The following is a 16661-nucleotide window of genomic DNA, read 5'->3' on the forward strand; positions in this document are numbered from 1 at the left end:
AGCGTCGATTCGTGAGCGATTGGCAAGCGGAAGACAGTGTGGGGGCGAAAGACGGCGTGGTGGCGGAAGACGGCCTGTTCGAGGCAACTCCGGAGGAATCCGCGATCGTCGACGAACCCGATGTCGTGTCTGTCGCCGAGCGCGCATTGTCCTCGGTGCCGCCTGGTGCTCCTCTGGCTGTCCGCATGCGCCCCCTCACTCTCGGTGAAGTTGTCGGTCAACAGCACCTGCTCGGCCCTGGTGCTCCGCTGCGCAGAATGGTCGAGGGGTCCGGCGCTGCATCGGTACTTCTGTACGGACCTCCCGGCACCGGCAAGACCACGCTCGCGTCGTTGATCTCGGGCGCTACCGGCCGTCGGTTCGAGGCATTGTCTGCCCTGTCCGCCGGCGTCAAGGAAGTCCGCGGTGTCATCGAACTTGCCCGCCGTCGTCTGCTGAACGGCGAACAGACCGTCTTGTTCATCGACGAGGTCCATCGTTTCTCCAAGACCCAGCAGGACGCCTTGCTCGCCGCGGTCGAGAACCGGATCGTGCTCCTGGTCGGCGCGACCACCGAGAACCCGTCCTTCTCGGTCGTCTCCGCGCTGTTGTCGCGCTCGTTGGTCCTGCAACTGCAATCGCTCACCGCTGCGGATGTCCAGGAACTGCTCGAGCGTGCGGTCGCCGACGAGCGCGGGTTCGGGGGAGCGATCGCGATCGACGACGACGCGATGGAACACCTCGTTCGTCTGGCGGCCGGTGACGCACGCCGAGCCCTGACGGCACTCGAGGCCGCTGCCGGAGCTGCACTGGACACGGCCGGTGACTCTTCGGGCCCGGTGGTGCTCGACCTGGCGACCGTCGAGGCCAGTGTCGACAAGGCCGCGGTTCGGTACGACCGTGCCGGAGATCAGCACTACGACGTCATCAGCGCTTTCATCAAGAGCATTCGCGGCTCCGACGTCGATGCCGCCCTGCACTACCTCGCCCGGATGCTGACCGCGGGCGAAGACCCTCGTTTCATCGCGAGGCGTCTGGTGGTTCATGCCAGCGAGGACATCGGCATGGCGGACCCGATGGCGCTGCAGACTGCCACCGCCGCTGCCCAGGCAGTGCAGCTGATCGGTATGCCGGAGGCTCGTCTGGCGCTGGCACAGGCCACCATTCATCTGGCGACGGCTCCCAAATCGGGTGCGGTCATCGCCGCTCTCGGTGCAGCCATGGCCGACGTGGCCGCCGGAAAATCCGGACTGGTACCGCCGCATCTGCGTGACGGGCACTACAAGGGTGCCGAGCAATTGGGCAACGCAGTCGGATACAAGTACCCGCACGACACACGTGATGGTGTTCTGCGGCAACAGTATCCACCGGACGATCTGGTGGGTGTCGACTATTACCAGCCCACCGCACACGGCAACGAGCGAGAGATCGCCGATCGGGTGAGCAAACTCCGCCGAATCGTTCGTGGCTGACGCCTGCCAGGTTCCACCGGTCGACGCGTTAGTCTGGACACCCATAGCTCGACGCTCTTGAAGGTAAGGACCGGTTAGTGCAAACCCACGAGATCCGCAGGCGATTCCTCGACCACTTCGTCAAGGCCGGCCACACCGAGGTGCCCAGCGCCTCGCTGATTCTCGACGACCCGAACCTTCTGTTCGTCAACGCGGGCATGGTTCCGTTCGTGCCGTTCTTCCTCGGGCAGCAGACGCCGTCCTATTCGCGCGCGACGTCTGTGCAGAAGTGTGTCCGCACCCTGGACATCGAAGAGGTCGGCATCACCACCCGCCACAACACCTTCTTCCAGATGGCGGGCAACTTCTCCTTCGGTGACTACTTCAAGAAGGAAGCCATCTCCCACGCCTGGCAGTTGCTGACAGGTTCGGTCGAGGACGGCGGATACGGCATCGATCCCACGCGCTTGTGGGCAACCGTCTATCTCGACGACGACGAAGCGTTCTCGATCTGGCGCGACGAGGTCGGTGTGCCCGAAGAGCGCATCCAGCGCCGCGGCATGAAGGACAACTACTGGTCCATGGGCATTCCCGGACCGTGCGGCCCCTGCTCCGAGATCTTCTACGACCGCGGCGCCGAGTACGGCGTCGAGGGTGGTCCGGAAGCCGACGAGGATCGCTACATCGAGATCTGGAACCTCGTGTTCATGCAGAACGAGCGCGGCGAGGGCACCAACAAGGGCGACTACCCGATCCTCGGACCGCTGCCGAAGAAGAACATCGACACGGGCATGGGCGTCGAGCGCGTTGCGTTCCTCCTGCAGGGCGTCGAAAACGTCTACGAGACAGACCTTCTCCGCCCCGTCATCGACAAGGCCGCCGAACTGACCGGCAGCGTGTACGGGACCGATCACACTTCTGACGTCCGTTTCCGCGTCATCGCCGACCACGCACGCACCGCCGCGATGTTGATCGCCGACGGTGTGAACCCCGGCAACTACGGCCGCGGATACGTCCTGCGCCGGTTGCTGCGTCGTATCGTGCGCTCGGCCAAACTGCTCGGCAGCGAGCAGCCCACCATGCGCGAGTTCATGATCGTCGTCCGCGACACGATGGCGCCGTCGTACCCGGTTCTGGAAACCGACTTCACGCGCATCGAGAACGTTGCCGTCGGTGAGGAGACCGCGTTCCTCAAGACGCTGGCGTCGGGTTCGGCCCTGTTCGAGAATGCTGCCGAGACGGTCAAGTCGTCCGGAAAGTCGGTCATCGCCGGCGATCAGGCGTTTGCACTGCACGACACCTACGGCTTCCCGATCGACCTCACGCTCGAAATGGCATCCGAGGCCGGTCTCACCGTCGACGAAGACGGCTTCCGCACGCTCATGGCCGAGCAGCGCAAGCGCGCCAAGGACGACGCTCAAGCGCGCAAGCACGCGCATGCGGACCTCACGGTCTACAAGGAACTGCTCGATCGAGGTGCCACCGAGTTCACCGGTTTCGACGAGCTCGTCTCCGAGGCTCACGTCCTCGCACTGATCGTCGACGGTGTCCGCGTGCCGGTCGCGAAGGCCGGTCAGGACGTCGAGGTCATCCTCGACCGCAGCCCGCTCTACGCAGAGTCCGGTGGACAGATCGCCGACATCGGTTCGCTCACCGCGCCGGGCCTCGAAGCCAAGGTCAACGACGTGCAGAAGATCGCCAAGAAGGTCTGGACGCACAAGGTGACGGTGCAGAAGGGCGAGATCACCGAGGGCGACGTCGTGCTCGCGCACGTCGACGCCGAGTGGCGCAAGGGTGCAACCCAGGGGCACTCCGGTACCCACATGGTGCACGCGGCGCTGCGTCAGGTGCTCGGCCCCAACGCCGTTCAGGCGGGTTCGCTCAACAAGCCGGGTTACCTCCGCTTCGACTTCTCCTGGCAGGGCGCGCTGTCCGACTCCCAGAAGCAGGACATCGAGGCACTCACCAACGAAGCCGTGGCGTCCAACTACGCGGTCAACACATTTGTCACGGATCTCGACAAGGCCAAGGCGATGGGTGCGATGGCACTCTTCGGTGAGAACTACGGCGACGAGGTTCGTGTCGTCGAAATCGGCGGTCCGTTCTCGATGGAACTGTGCGGCGGTACTCACGTCGGAAGCTCCGCCCAGATCGGTCAGGTGACGCTGCTCGGTGAGCAGTCGGTCGGCTCCGGAATCCGACGCGTCGAGGCGTACGTCGGTTTGGACTCGTACCGCTACCTCGCCAAGGAACGCGCTCTCCTCGCCGGACTCTCCTCCTCACTGAAGGTTCCTTCGGAAGAGGTACCCGCCCGCGTCGAGGCGCTCGTCGAGCGACTCAAGGTGGCCGAGAAGGAACTCGAGCAGACCAAGGCCAAGGCTGTGCTGGCGTCGGCAGGCGAGTACGTCGCCAAGGCCAAGCGCATCGGTAGCGTCCTGGTCATCGCCGAGCCTGCTCCCGCGGGAGTCGGCGGCAATGATCTGCGCAGCCTCGTCACGGACATCAAGGGCCGACTCGGCTCCGAACCCGCCGTCGTAGCTCTCCTCGGTGACGTCGACGGCAAGGTCCCGTTCGTGGTCGCCTCCAGCAAGGCAGCCCAGGGTCTCGGTGTGAAGGCCGGCGAGCTTGTCGCGTCCTTCGGTCCCAAGATCGGTGGCCGCGGCGGCGGAAAGCCCGACATGGCCCAGGGCTCGGGTTCGGACTCCGCCGGAATCCCGGCAGCGCTCGATGCGATCCGGGACAGAGTCGGAGAGCTGGCGGGCGGCAGCTGACGGTGGTGGCTACGCAGCAGGGTCCCGATCGCCCCGGCATCGACGACCCTGGTCGCGGGCGGCGCATCGCCATCGACGTCGGCAGTGTTCGCATCGGCGTCGCGTCAAGCGACCCCGACGGCATCCTCGCGACACCGGTGGAAACGGTTCCACGCTCGAAGGAGCGTGGGCCCGACGCGCCGGATATCCGGCGCATTATCGCCATCGTGTCCGAATACGAGGCCGTTGAGGTTATCGTCGGACTGCCACAGACGCTGCGCGGTGAGCAAGGTAAAGCCGCCGGTATCGCGACTGCATTCGCCAAACGACTGCAGCGGGCCGTCGAACCGATCCCGGTGAGATTGTCCGACGAACGACTGACGACCGTCACGGCTGCGCGCAACCTCCGCGAAAGTGGAGTCAAGGCTCGCGGCCAGCGGCCGATGATCGATCAGGCTGCGGCGGTGGAAATCCTGCAAGGCTGGCTGGACGAGCGGAGTAGAGCTGTGAAACCAGGGGAGTCGTCGAAGGACGCTGCACTGGAGGGCGATCTGTGAACGCGCGGTGGGATGAGGGCGGCGGAAGCCGGCCCACCAGTTCGTTCGACTTCGACAACGACGAGACCATGGTCATGCGTGCGTTGCCGCAAAACATCGATCCGCCACACATGTCGCGAGCGGAGGCACGCAAGCAACGCGAAGCGCGCAACAAGCGCGCCAAGCGAGGTAAGAAGGTTGGTGTTCTCGCTCTCCTGGTGTTGGTGATCGCGGTTCTCGGTGTCGGTGCCTACGGTGCCCTCTGGTACATGGATCGCAACAAGGCCGCGGAGGACTTCGCCGGCCCGGGCGGCGCACCCGTGGTCATCCAGATCAACAGTGGAGAAACCGCATCGGAGATCGGTGCGACGCTGGAGGCGAAGAACGTCGTCGCGAGTTCGGCTGCTTTCTACAACGCTGCGATCGCCAATCCGTCGGAGATCCAGAAGGTACAACCCGGCTTCTACCAGGTGCCGGTGCAGAGTAGTGCCGCGAGCGCACTCGACAGTTTGGTTGCCCCGGACTCCCGAGTCGGCAGTGTTGTCATCGCCGAAGGGCGTCAGCTGCACGACAGTTCGGACGCGCAGACGGGCTCGCTCAAGAAGGGCATATACAACCTCATTTCCGAGGCGAGTTGTGTCGGCCCGGTTTCTGCTCAGAAGTGCGTCTCGACGGACGAATTGAACACTGCGGGAGCGTCTTCCGATCTGGCTTCGCTCGGCGTGCCGGACTGGGCGATGTCGTCGGTCAAGAGCGTGCCGGACAAGGACCGTCAGCTCGAAGGCCTGATCGCCGCCAGCAGTTGGGATTTCGACCCCACTGCGACGCCGACCGAGATCCTGCGTTCGTTGGTCGAGGGCAGCGCCGCTAAGTACGAGGCCACCGGGATCCTGACAGCAGGCAGCGGAGTCGGAATGTCGCCGTACCAGTTGTTGGTGGCAGCGTCGCTGGTCGAGCGTGAGGCATTGCCTGGCGACATGGCCAAGGTCGCGCGGGTGATCGTCAACCGACTCGCAGTCGATCAGCCTTTGCAGTTCGACTCCACGGTCAACTACTCACTCGACACCACCGAGGTCGCCACGACCGATGCGGACCGTGAGCGCGTCACGCCCTGGAACACGTACGCAATGCCCGGTCTGCCTGCGACGCCTATTGCTTCACCGAGCATCGACGCGCTGAAGGCCGTGGAATCTCCGGCGGCCGGTGACTGGTTGTACTTCGTCACGATCAACAAGGAAGGCCAGACGCTCTTCACCAAGAGTTACGAGGAGCATCTGGCCAACATCGAACTGGCACAGCAAAGTGGGATTCTCGACAGTGGACGGTAGTACCGCGACTTCGCTCGCGACGCCGCGTAAGGCGGCAGTTCTCGGAAGCCCGATCGCTCACTCGAAGTCGCCGTTGCTGCACCTTGCTGCGTACGAGGCTTTGGGTCTGAGCGATTGGACTTACGAGCGGATCGAATGCACCGGCGAGCAGTTGCCTGCCCTCGTTGACTCACTCGGCCCCGAATGGGTCGGCCTCTCCGTGACGATGCCGGGCAAGATCGCAGCACTCGACTATGCCACCGAACGCACACCGCGAGCGGTGACCATAGGCTCGGCCAACACCTTGGTCCGCATCGAGGGCGGTTGGCGTGCCGACTGCACGGACGTCGACGGAGTCAGCGGTGCGTTGATCGCCGGCGGCGTCGGCGATCTCAGCGGCACTTCGGCGGTAGTCGTCGGCGCGGGCGGCACCGCGCGGCCGGCATTGGTCGCGTTGGCCGACATGGGAGTTCGGACAGTCACCGTGGTCGCGCGTGATCCGGGGCGAGCATCCGGTGCCATCGAATGCGGTAGTGCTGTCGGGTTGGGCATTGATCTGGTCTCTTTCGACGACGCACGACTCGGTGGGATCTGTGCCGAATCCTCGGTCTTGGTCAGCACCGTTCCCGCAGAAGCGGCCGCGCCTTTCGCCCAGCAACTGGGGAGGGCACGATTTGTCCTCGACGCGATCTACAACCCTTGGCCGACGCCACTCGCTTCGGTTGTCGAGGCGGCTGGTGGCACGGTGATCGGTGGCCTCGAGATGTTGCTCAATCAGGCCTTCGGGCAGGTAGAGCAGTTCACGGGCAAGCCCGCTCCGCGAGAGGCGATGGCAGCCGCTATCGCTTAGCTCTGTTCACAGTGTCGAGGTAGTCCACAAGACGATTCGTAGAGTGCCGCTGGTGAACGCCAGACACCAAGCTCGAACCATGTGGACGTTGGTGGTCTTGGCAGGCGCTGGGGTAGTCGGTGGTGTCGGTGCTCGGGCGATCGTCGACAGTTGGTTGCGACGACACGGTTATCGACCAGTCGTGGCTCTCTGTTGTGTGCCCCAGTGCGGTGTCGCCACAGGTTGGGTTGCCGTCGGCGCACTGAATACCTCGGTGGTGCAACTGATCTCAGGTCTTGCCGTGGTGTGGTGGTGCGTCGCAATCTCGACTGTCGACCTGGCCGTGCGCCGGCTGCCCAACAGTTTCACGCTGCCGGGTTACGTCGTCGTGATGGTCTACGCGGCGGCGTCGGGAACGGTGTGGGTTGCTGCAGTGGGATCGGCACTGCTCGCCGGAATCCACCTCCTGGCGCACGTGATGTCGCCTGGTTCCATGGGTCTCGGCGATGTGAAGCTCTCTCTTCCGTTGGGCGCTCTGACCGGATTGGTGGGCGCTGACGCCTGGCTGTGGTCGTTGGTGTCTGCATCGGTGCTCACCGCAACCCTGGGTGTCGTGATCGAACTGCGAAAACTGGGCCGGCGACAGTCGGGGCCGGTAGCCCACAATTCGCCCATCGCGCACGGTCCCTCGATGTGCCTGGCAGCCTGCGGTTCGATGGCGTTTGCCTGGTTGACGTGACGAGTGCAACATCCGCGGAAAACCTTGCGTTATTGACTATTCAACGACGGACCGTGATCTGCAGGAAAGACGTAACCGTCGGTTTCATAAAGGCGGGTATCGCAGGCGCGCAGTCCCAGCATGCGGCGAGTCGGACTTGCCGAATGTCCACTCCCTGACGTTGACTGAGGCTTCGGAAATGGGACAAAACGAATCTCGTTTCGCACTCGATTATCGGGGGAACCTATGCGCACAAGGCTTTTCGTCGCTGCGGCAGCCTGTTTGGCGGCTGTGGCTGCAGGGGCGGGCGTCGCCGGCGCCGCGCCTGCACCTTCGTCGGTGGCACTGGGCGGGGGCTCAGGAATCCTGCTGCCGGACGTGGATCATTCCGATCCGGAGCAAGTTGCGGCGTGCACGTTGACCGCGGTCGGATACGACAACGCCGGCTCGCTCGTGGCACTCACCGCCGGACACTGCGGAGTTGTCGGGGACCGGGTGTTCGCCGAATACCTGCCCGAAGCCGGCCCCATCGGTCGGTTCTCCTACTCGAGTCCGGTCTCGGATATCGCGGTGATCGATCTCGACGACGCGAAGGTAGCCCCGCTACGTACCGTCGGCGGCACGACGATCAACGGAATCGGCGCTCCGCCGGCACCGGGCACGATCGTGTGCAAGGAAGGCCGTTCGACCGGCAACACGTGCGGTATCACCTGGGGCTACGACTCCGTCTACGGTGAAATTGTCGAGCACACGTGCTCGATTCCCGGAGACTCCGGTGGACCACTCGTCGTCGGCGATCGCCTGGTGGGCTTGATCAGCAACGGCTTCGAACCGTACTGCTTCGAGCCGCTCCCGCCGCCGTTCCATGCTCCCGACAACTCGGCAGACATCAACATCGGTTTGGCTGACATCAATGCCAACGGTGGAGGATTCCGCCTGTTCTAGGCCCGCAGGAACCTCTGAGATGGCCCACACGCATCGTGCGTGTGGGCCATCTGCGTTCACCCGGAGGGCCACTGTGACAACTGAGGTCTGCGACGTGGAAAGATGGTCGGCGTGCTGCGTTGGATAACTGCCGGAGAATCCCATGGTCCCGCCCTCGTCGCGATGCTCGAGGGCATGGTCGCGGGGGTCGAAGTGACCTCTGAGGCCATCTCGTCCGAACTTGCCCGTCGTCGACTCGGTTACGGCCGTGGCGCGCGGATGAAGTTCGAGGCCGACAAGGTCACCATCATCGGTGGTGTCCGCCACGGATTTACGCTCGGTGGCCCCGTGGCCATCGAAATCGGCAACACCGAGTGGCCCAAGTGGGAAACCATCATGTCCGCCGACCCGGTCGACCCGGACCTGCTCGCCGATCAGGCTCGCAATGCCCCGCTGACGCGCCCGCGTCCCGGTCACGCCGATTACAGCGGCATGCTCAAGTACGGCTTCAACGACGCGCGTCCCGTCCTCGAGCGCGCCAGCGCTCGCGAGACCGCAGCCCGTGTAGCCGCCGGAACAGTCGCACGGTCGTTCCTGCGTCAGGTATTCGGTGCCGAGGTCGTTTCACACGTCATTTCCATCGGTGCTTCCGAGCCTTACGTCGGGCCCGTGCCGGAGGGCAAGGACCTGGACGCGATCGACGCGAGCCCGGTCCGCGCATTCGACAAGGCTGCAGAAGAGTCGATGATCGCCGAGATCGAATCGGCCAAGAAGGACGGCGACACCCTCGGTGGCGTCGTCGAGGTCGTCATCCACGGCCTGCCGGTCGGACTCGGCACTTTCGTCAGTGGCGCCGAGCGTCTCGATTCACGACTTGCCGCAGCTCTCATGGGAATTCAGGCCATCAAGGGTGTCGAGGTTGGTGACGGCTTCGAGACCGCGCGTCGTCGTGGCAGCGAGGCTCACGACGAAATCCGCCCGGGCCCGGACGGCATCGTGCGTTCCACGAACCGCGCAGGCGGTATCGAAGGTGGCATGACCAATGGTGAGGCCCTTCGAGTTCGCGCCGCGATGAAGCCGATCTCGACGGTTCCGCGCGCTCTGGCGACGGTCGACATGGAGAGCGGCGAGGAAGCGGTTGCCATCCACCAACGCAGCGATGTGTGCGCGGTTCCGGCCGCCGGCGTCGTCGCCGAGTCGATGGTTGCGCTTGTCGTGGCTCAGGCCGCACTCGAAAAGTTCGGTGGTGATTCCATTGCTGAAACCACTGCCAACTACCGTCGTTACGCCGAGGGCATCGCAGCCCGACCGCCTCGATAGGACTCACGTATCGATGAAGCCGAAGGCTGTACTCATCGGTCCGCCCGGTGCCGGCAAATCGACCATCGGTCGACGTCTCGCGCAGGCACTCGAACTCGAATTGGTCGATACCGACGCCGAGATCGAACGGACCACGGGTAGAACGATCCCGGAGATCTTCACCCATGACGGAGAGCCTCGGTTTCGTGAGATCGAGGAATCGGTGGTTCGCGACGCGTTGCAGGCCACCGACGGAATCGTCTCGCTCGGCGGTGGTGCGATCCTGTCCGATCGCACGCGCGAACTGCTCCAGGGTCACACGGTCATCTACCTGGAGATCAGTGTCGCCGAAGGGCTTCGCCGCACGGGGGCGAACAATCATCGTCCGCTGCTGGCCGGCGGAGATCCCAAGGTCAAATACCAGGAGCTGATGAGGCGTCGTCGTCCGCTGTACCGGCGTTCGGCCACGATTCGGATTCGGACCGACGGCCGAAGCCCGGCGCGTGTCGTCGGGCAATTGGTGTCGAAACTTCAAGACAAATGAACAACCGGAGCGGAGTAGTGGAGCAGTGACCGAACCCGTACGTGTAGAGGTGAAGACCGCAAGTCCCTACCCGGTCGTGATCGGCCGCGGCCTGCTCGGTGACCTTGTTGCCGAGTTCGACGGCGCGCGCACTGTCGCGATCTTCCATCAGCCGCCGCTGGCAGAGACCGCGGAGGCTGTACGGGCTGCGTTGGCAGAGAAGGGAATCGACGCTCACCGCATCGAAATCCCCGACGCCGAGGACGGTAAGGATCTTGCCGTCGCGGGCTTCTGCTGGGACGTGCTCGGCCGGATCGGCCTGACTCGCAGCGACGCGATCATGAGCTTGGGCGGGGGAGCGGCGACCGACCTCACCGGCTTCGTCGCTGCTACGTGGATGCGTGGTGTCAAGGTTGTTCACGTCCCCACCACTTTGCTCGCGATGGTCGACGCAGCAGTGGGCGGCAAGACCGGTATCAACACCGAAGCGGGCAAGAACCTCGTCGGTTCGTTCCACGAGCCGGGAGCGGTGTTCATCGATCTCGCGACGCTCGAGACTGTGCCGCACAACGAGATCGTTGCAGGCATGGCCGAGGTCATCAAGACCGGATTCATCGCCGACCCAATGATCCTGGACCTCATCGAAGCCGATCCCAAGGCTGCTCTCGATCCGTCGGGAACTGTTCTGCCCGAGCTGATTCGGCGCTCCGTCGAGGTCAAGGCCAAGGTCGTGGCCGCGGATCTGCGCGAGTCGGATCTGCGCGAAATCCTCAACTACGGCCACACCCTCGGCCACGCGATCGAACGTCGTGAGCGCTACAAGTGGCGCCACGGTGCCGCTGTCTCCGTCGGCCTGGTCTTCGCTGCCGAACTCGGACGGCTCGCGGGCCGACTCGACGACGCCACCGCCGATCGTCACAAGTCGATCCTCGATCTCGTCGGGCTGCCGACGTCGTACGACGGTGATGCGTTCGGCGATCTGATGAAGGGAATGCAGACCGACAAGAAGAACCGTGCCGGGTTACTCCGTTTCGTGGTCCTCGACGGCCTCGCCAAGCCGGGCCGCCTCGAAGGGCCGGATCCGAGCCTGCTGGTCGCGGCGTACTCCGCGATCGCCCGTGATCCCAGGCCGGCCGGCGGAACGGTCCTGCTGTGAGGATCAACGTCGTCAACGGACCCAATCTGGGGCGTCTGGGTAAGCGTCAGCCCGAGGTCTACGGCGCGACCACACACGACGATCTGATCGAATTGTGCGTCGCGGCAGGTAAGGACCTCGGCGTCGAGGTGATCGTCCGTCAGAGCGATCACGAAGGCGATCTGCTCGGTTGGATCCACGACGCGGCGGACGCGGGGGAACCGGTGATCCTCAATGCCGGTGGCTTGACGCACACGTCGGTGGTCCTGCGAGATGCATGCGCCGAACTGACCGCAGGTCTCGTCGAGGTGCACATCTCGAACGTTCATGCGCGAGAAGAGTTTCGGCACCATTCCTACCTGAGTCCGATTGCGACCGGCGTGATCGTCGGACTCGGCGTCGCCGCGTATCCGCTGGCGATCAGGTTCCTCGCCGAGCGAGGCTGAACGAGGGAAGTCGAAAGGCCGACCACACGAATGCGGCCCCGAGGAAAATTTCCTCGGGGCCGCATTCGGTTGTGTGGACGGCGGGCGTTACTGCTCGCGCTTGCCCAGATCGATCGCTGGGAAGACCGCGGTATCGGCGTCGGATTCCTCGACGGACATGGCGGCTCCGCTGTATGCGTGCTGCTCGGTGGGGGAGTCGTAGCCCTCGCTGACGGGCACCGGTTCGTGGTGACGCTCGTGGGACGGGGTCTGCGGAGCGGTTCCGTTCTTGCGCTGCTCACGACTGACGAAGAAACGTCCGACGGTGATGGCGATCATGGCAGGGACGAAGATGAGAAGGATCGTGAACGCCGCACCGGAGGTCACCTCGAAGAACAAGCCCTGCTGAGTGAGTTCGAGGGAGGGGACCAGGCTGAGTGCCCAGCTGGCAGCGCCGGCGACGAATCCGCCGACCAAAGCAGCTTTGAGCCACAGCATGGTCAGATCGGCGCCGTCCTCGGGTTCGGGGAAGTTTCGGCGGTCGCGAATGCCGTCGATACCACCCCAGATCGCGGCGAAGACGATGACGATCAACAGGGACAGCCAGCGCAGGGTGGACCCCTGAAGTGGCCACTGTGCGATTGCTGCACCGAGCAACGCACGAAACACAACATGTATCAGGGCCATGCCGAGGCCACGTACCAACCACGCATTCATGGGTACAGCCTAACTAGAACCCATTACACCTTGTGGCCTAACCCACACTTATTGCTGTAACCGTGAGTTTCGAGTTGATCGGCAGGTCTGCCAGGGCGGTAGGTTCGAGGGATGCCGGTCGACTTCAGAACACGCCGTGAATCCCTCAGACGCCTCCTCGCGGAGCGCGAACTCGACGCGATTCTCGTCACAGATCTCCTCAACATCAGGTACCTCACCGGTTTCACCGGTTCCAATGCGGCGCTCGTCGTCAGTGCGTCCGATTCGGCGTCCGACGAACGCGCGACGGTGATCTGCACCGACGGTCGTTACGTGACGCAGGTGGCGGAGCAGGTTCCGGACCTGCGCGCTGAAATCGCCCGTTCGAGTGCTGCGCACTTGATCGAGAAGTCGACGATGCCCGTTCTCGCGTTCGAGTCACACGTCGCGACGTTCGCCGAACATCGCGCATGGACCGAGGCAGCACCGAAGATCCGGTTCGAACCGGCGAGTGGACTCGTCGAACAGTTGCGCATGGTCAAGGACGAGCACGAGGTGGAGTTGTTGCGCGCCGCATGCACTTCAGCTGATGTCGCGTTGGCGCAGTTGATCGCTCGCGGCGGTCTGCGACCTGGCCGAACCGAACGAGAGGTCGGTCGTGAACTGGAAAACCTGATGCTCGACAACGGCGCAGACGGTATTTCCTTCGAGACGATCGTGGCGGCAGGCGTCAACTCGGCGATTCCGCATCACCGACCGACCGACGCGATCCTGGCGTCGGGTGACTTCGTGAAACTCGACTTCGGCGCACAGGTCGGTGGGTACCACTCGGACATGACCCGGACGTACGTGCTCGAGTCCGTTTCCGATTGGCAACGGGAGATTTACGAACTCGTCGCGCGGTCACAAGCTGCCGGTTGCGATGCCCTCGCTCCGGGTGTCGAATGTGCGGCCGTGGACGCCGCCGCCCGTTCGGTGATCGACGATGCAGGCTACGGCGAGTTGTTCCTGCACGGCCTCGGCCACGGTGTCGGCCTCGAAATCCACGAAGCACCGGGAATCGGCAAGCTCGGCACCGGTACACTTCTTTCCGGCGCGGCGGTGACCGTCGAGCCGGGCGTGTACTTCTCCGGGCGCGGAGGTGTACGGATCGAGGACACGCTCGTTGTTCGTGAGCAGGGGCCAGAGCTGCTCACACTGACCGCAAAAGACCTTACCGTCGTCTGAGACGGTTTCCCGACCCCTAGGAGACGCGAAGCAAGTGGCTTCCACCAGTGATTTCAAGAATGGTCTGGTTCTGCAGATCGAAGGCCAGCTGTGGACGATCATCGAGTTCCAGCATGTCAAGCCCGGCAAGGGCCCTGCCTTCGTGCGCACCAAGCTCAAGAACGTGCTCTCGGGCAAGGTAGTGGACAAGACGTTCAACGCCGGTGTGAAGGTCGAGACCGCCACGGTCGACCGTCGTGACATGACCTACCTGTACCACGACGGCAGCGACTACATCTTCATGGACGGCGACACCTACGACCAGGTGTCGATCAGTGAATCCACCGTCGGCGACCAGTCGCGTTTCCTGCTCGAGAACATGGCCGTCCAGGTCGCGACCCACGAAGACGTTCCCCTCTTCGTCGAGCTTCCGGTCACGGTCGAGCTCGTCGTCAAGCACACCGATCCGGGCCTGCAGGGCGACCGCTCCACCGGCGGCACCAAGCCTGCCACCCTCGAGACCGGTGCCGAGATCAACGTGCCGCTCTTCATCAACACCGGTGACAAGCTCAAGGTCGATTCCCGTGACGGCAACTACCTCGGGCGTGTGAATTCCTGAGTGTCCGGCACACATAAGAAACTCGGTGCACGCCACAAGGCGCGCAAGCGTGCCGTCGACTTCCTCTTCGAAGCCGAGGCACGTGACCTCGATCCGGTCGCGCTCGCATCGGAGCGTTCCGATCTGTCCGTCAAGGACGACGCGGTAGCACCCGTCGCGGCCTACACCGTCACGTTGGTGTCCGGCGTTGCGGAGAATCTGGACCGGATCGATCAGGTCATCTCCTCGCATCTGCAGGATTGGACGCTCGAGCGTCTGCCCGCCGTCGACCGTGCGATTCTGCGTATCGCCGTGTGGGAGCTCTTCCATGCGACGGACGTTCCGCCGGTTGTCGCCGTGGACGAGGCCGTCGAACTCGCGAAGCAGCTCTCGACGGACGACTCTCCGGGATTCGTCAACGGAATCCTCGGTCAGGTCGTTCTCGTTGCGCCGCAGGTTCGATCGGCTGCAGCTGCGACCTCGCAGCGCGCGCAGGAATCGGATTCGGGTACCGAGTAGCAAGTTCTGTTCCACCACCGCCGTGCGAGTGTCACCGTGCGCGTTGTGTGTCTGCACACAACCGGTCGAAGTCGCTGCTCGCACGGCGGGATCAGGTCTGTCGGCTGATAGGGTGGGGACCGTCAGACATCCTTTAACGATCCGTCCAGTGAGGCGGAGAAGGAGGTCGCTGTATGAGCGTGCCCGAAGGGTCTCGCCCATCCGATCTTGCAGGTCCAGGCAGCGCCAAGGCATCCGCTGGTGCCGAGGCAAGTAGTGAGACCCGTGAATTGTTGTCCGCCCAGGATGTGGGCCGGACCATCGCGCGGATCGCTCACGAGATCATCGAGAAAACCGCACTCGACGGACCCGAGGGAACAGCCCCTCGTGTGGTCCTGATCGGCATCCCGACGCGCGGAACCACCCTCGCCACGCGACTGCGCGCCAAGATCGAAGAATTCTCCGGTGTGCGTCTTCCCATCGGATCTCTCGACATCACGCTCTACCGTGATGATCTCCGCACCAAGCCGCATCGCCCGCTCGAGCGCACGTCCGTCCCCGAAGGTGGCGTCGACAATGCTCTGGTCGTCCTGGTGGACGATGTCCTCTTCTCCGGTCGCACCGTGCGCTCCGCCCTCGATGCGTTGCGCGATCTCGGTCGCCCCCGGGCCGTCCAACTCGCAGTGCTGGTCGATCGCGGTCATCGCGAACTGCCGCTGCGCGCCGACTACGTCGGCAAGAACGTCCCGACCGCGAGGTCAGAAGACGTCAAGGTTCTCCTCCAGGAACACGACGGCAGGGAAGCGGTAGTCATCTCCGGAGGTAAGAGCGCGTGAAGCACCTTCTTTCCATCGCGGACCTCGATCGTGAGTCCGCGGTAGAACTTCTCGACGAGGCAGAACGCTTCGAGCAGGCGCTGCTGGGCCGCGAAGTACGCAAACTCCCGACGCTGCGCGGACGCACGGTCATGACGGTGTTCTTCGAGAACTCGACGCGCACCCGGGTGTCCTTCGAGGTGGCCGGTAAGTGGATGAGCGCGGACGTCATCAACGTCAGCGCATCGAGTTCCTCGGTGTCCAAGGGCGAATCTCTGCGCGATACCGCGATGACCCTGCGCGCGGCCGGTGCTGACGCCCTCATCGTGCGGCATCCGGCTTCGGGTGCCGCCCATCAGATCGCCAAGTGGACCGGAGCGGCCGACGACGGTGGCCCGGCAGTCATCAACGCAGGTGACGGCACGCATGAGCATCCAACTCAGGCGCTTCTCGACGCTTTGACCCTTCGCCAGCGCCTCGGCGACATCGAGGGCAAGCGGATCGCGATCGTCGGCGACATTCTGCACAGCCGTGTGGCCCGGTCCAACGCGCTGCTGCTCTCGATGCTCGGCGCGGAGGTCGTCTTGGTGGCGCCTCCGACACTGCTGCCGGTCGGCGCGCACACGTGGCCGGTCACGGTCTCGCATTCGCTCGACGCCGAACTGCCCGGACTCGACGCGGTGCTGATGCTGCGGGTTCAGGCCGAACGCATGAACGGCGGCTTCTTCCCTTCGCAGCGCGAGTACTCGATCAACTACGGCCTGTCCGAGAAGCGACTGGCGATGCTGGCCGACCACGCGGTGGTCTTGCACCCCGGTCCGATGCTGCGCGGCATGGAGATCGCATCCGCCGTCGCCGATTCCTCGAAAACTGCTGTACTGCAACAGGTTACCAACGGCGTACACATGCGCATGGCTGTCTTGTTCCGACTGCTGGTCGGGTCGGAGGACGGTGCGCTGTGACCAGAAACGA

17 protein-coding genes are annotated in these 16661 nt (G+C 64.0%); 16 read left to right on the forward strand and 1 reads right to left on the reverse strand.

What is annotated here, in order from left to right:
• The first annotated feature begins 11 nt into the window (after nucleotides 1-11).
• The 11 genes from R4P70_RS22695 to aroQ all read left to right on the forward strand — a co-directional run bounded on the left by R4P70_RS22695 (nucleotide 12) and on the right by aroQ (nucleotide 11897).
• The gene (locus tag R4P70_RS22695) at nucleotides 12-1451 is read left to right on the forward strand and encodes a replication-associated recombination protein A (protein ID WP_019748360.1); all 1440 of its coding nucleotides are present in this window, start codon (nucleotides 12-14) and stop codon (nucleotides 1449-1451) included.
• 77 nt (nucleotides 1452-1528) lie between these two features.
• Nucleotides 1529-4201: an alanine--tRNA ligase gene (gene alaS / locus R4P70_RS22700; protein ID WP_019748361.1), complete on the forward strand. Its 2673-nt coding sequence runs from the start codon at nucleotides 1529-1531 to the stop codon at nucleotides 4199-4201.
• 2 nt (nucleotides 4202-4203) lie between these two features.
• Nucleotides 4204-4737 (forward strand): Holliday junction resolvase RuvX, encoded by a 534-nt coding sequence (ruvX, locus tag R4P70_RS22705; RefSeq protein WP_003944838.1) that lies wholly within the window; start codon nucleotides 4204-4206, stop codon nucleotides 4735-4737.
• Entirely contained in the window at nucleotides 4734-6044 is a 1311-nt protein-coding gene (gene mltG, locus R4P70_RS22710) for an endolytic transglycosylase MltG (protein WP_019748362.1), read from the forward strand. Before ruvX ends, mltG begins: the two co-directional genes overlap by 4 nt.
• The gene (locus tag R4P70_RS22715; protein ID WP_317558582.1) at nucleotides 6034-6873 is read left to right on the forward strand and encodes a shikimate dehydrogenase; all 840 of its coding nucleotides are present in this window, start codon (nucleotides 6034-6036) and stop codon (nucleotides 6871-6873) included. The genes mltG and R4P70_RS22715 overlap by 11 nt, the downstream gene beginning before the upstream one ends.
• A 52-nt stretch (nucleotides 6874-6925) precedes the next feature.
• Nucleotides 6926-7591: an A24 family peptidase gene (locus R4P70_RS22720; RefSeq protein ID WP_317831912.1), complete on the forward strand. Its 666-nt coding sequence runs from the start codon at nucleotides 6926-6928 to the stop codon at nucleotides 7589-7591.
• Nucleotides 7592-7816: 225 nt separating this feature from the next.
• On the forward strand, nucleotides 7817-8515 hold the full coding sequence (locus tag R4P70_RS22725) for a S1 family peptidase (RefSeq protein WP_020907692.1): 699 nt from the start codon (nucleotides 7817-7819) through the stop codon (nucleotides 8513-8515).
• Nucleotides 8516-8626: 111 nt separating this feature from the next.
• Entirely contained in the window at nucleotides 8627-9814 is a 1188-nt protein-coding gene (aroC, locus tag R4P70_RS22730) for a chorismate synthase (RefSeq protein WP_003944974.1), read from the forward strand.
• 13 nt (nucleotides 9815-9827) lie between these two features.
• Entirely contained in the window at nucleotides 9828-10337 is a 510-nt protein-coding gene (locus tag R4P70_RS22735) for a shikimate kinase (protein ID WP_020907693.1), read from the forward strand.
• A gap of 25 nt (nucleotides 10338-10362) precedes the next feature.
• A complete protein-coding gene (aroB, locus tag R4P70_RS22740) occupies nucleotides 10363-11472 on the forward strand; it encodes a 3-dehydroquinate synthase (protein WP_317831916.1) in 1110 nt (369 codons plus the stop codon).
• Nucleotides 11469-11897, forward strand: coding sequence for a type II 3-dehydroquinate dehydratase (gene aroQ / locus R4P70_RS22745; protein WP_020907695.1), 429 nt, complete (start codon nucleotides 11469-11471; stop codon nucleotides 11895-11897). Before aroB ends, aroQ begins: the two co-directional genes overlap by 4 nt.
• 87 nt (nucleotides 11898-11984) lie before the next feature.
• On the opposite strand, the gene R4P70_RS22750 is transcribed toward aroQ, so the two are convergent.
• Nucleotides 11985-12593 (reverse strand): B-4DMT family transporter, encoded by a 609-nt coding sequence (locus tag R4P70_RS22750; RefSeq protein ID WP_019748369.1) that lies wholly within the window; start codon nucleotides 12591-12593, stop codon nucleotides 11985-11987.
• Nucleotides 12594-12704: 111 nt separating this feature from the next.
• Between R4P70_RS22750 and R4P70_RS22755 the strand changes: the two genes are divergently transcribed.
• From R4P70_RS22755 to R4P70_RS22775, 5 genes are all read left to right on the forward strand, one after another.
• Nucleotides 12705-13799 carry a M24 family metallopeptidase gene (locus tag R4P70_RS22755; RefSeq protein WP_259120946.1) on the forward strand — a complete coding sequence of 365 codons (1095 nt, stop codon included), beginning with the start codon at nucleotides 12705-12707 and terminating at the stop codon, nucleotides 13797-13799.
• A gap of 34 nt (nucleotides 13800-13833) precedes the next feature.
• Entirely contained in the window at nucleotides 13834-14397 is a 564-nt protein-coding gene (gene efp, locus R4P70_RS22760; RefSeq protein WP_003944958.1) for an elongation factor P, read from the forward strand.
• Nucleotides 14398-14895 (forward strand): transcription antitermination factor NusB, encoded by a 498-nt coding sequence (gene nusB / locus R4P70_RS22765; protein ID WP_007728014.1) that lies wholly within the window; start codon nucleotides 14398-14400, stop codon nucleotides 14893-14895.
• Between the two features lie 173 nt (nucleotides 14896-15068).
• Entirely contained in the window at nucleotides 15069-15710 is a 642-nt protein-coding gene (pyrR, locus tag R4P70_RS22770) for a bifunctional pyr operon transcriptional regulator/uracil phosphoribosyltransferase PyrR (RefSeq protein ID WP_020907698.1), read from the forward strand.
• Entirely contained in the window at nucleotides 15707-16651 is a 945-nt protein-coding gene (locus R4P70_RS22775) for an aspartate carbamoyltransferase catalytic subunit (RefSeq protein WP_003944883.1), read from the forward strand. Before pyrR ends, R4P70_RS22775 begins: the two co-directional genes overlap by 4 nt.
• Nucleotides 16652-16661: the final 10 nt, after the last annotated feature.

It is taken from the genome of Rhodococcus sp. IEGM 1241 (genome assembly GCF_033142365.1).
GTDB classification, from domain to species: domain Bacteria; phylum Actinomycetota; class Actinomycetes; order Mycobacteriales; family Mycobacteriaceae; genus Rhodococcus_F; species Rhodococcus_F erythropolis.

Bases quoted from the DNA above. Each gene is read 5' to 3' on its own strand.
- R4P70_RS22725 (WP_020907692.1), top strand. From the start codon at position 7,817: ATGCGCACAAGGCTTTTCGTCGCTGCGGCAGCCTGTTTGGCGGCTGTG.
- R4P70_RS22735 (WP_020907693.1), top strand. From the start codon at position 9,828: ATGAAGCCGAAGGCTGTACTCATCGGTCCGCCCGGTGCCGGCAAATCG.
- R4P70_RS22750 (WP_019748369.1), bottom strand. From the start codon at position 12,593: ATGAATGCGTGGTTGGTACGTGGCCTCGGCATGGCCCTGATACATGTT.
- R4P70_RS22755 (WP_259120946.1), top strand. From the start codon at position 12,705: ATGCCGGTCGACTTCAGAACACGCCGTGAATCCCTCAGACGCCTCCTC.
- pyrR (WP_020907698.1), top strand. From the start codon at position 15,069: ATGAGCGTGCCCGAAGGGTCTCGCCCATCCGATCTTGCAGGTCCAGGC.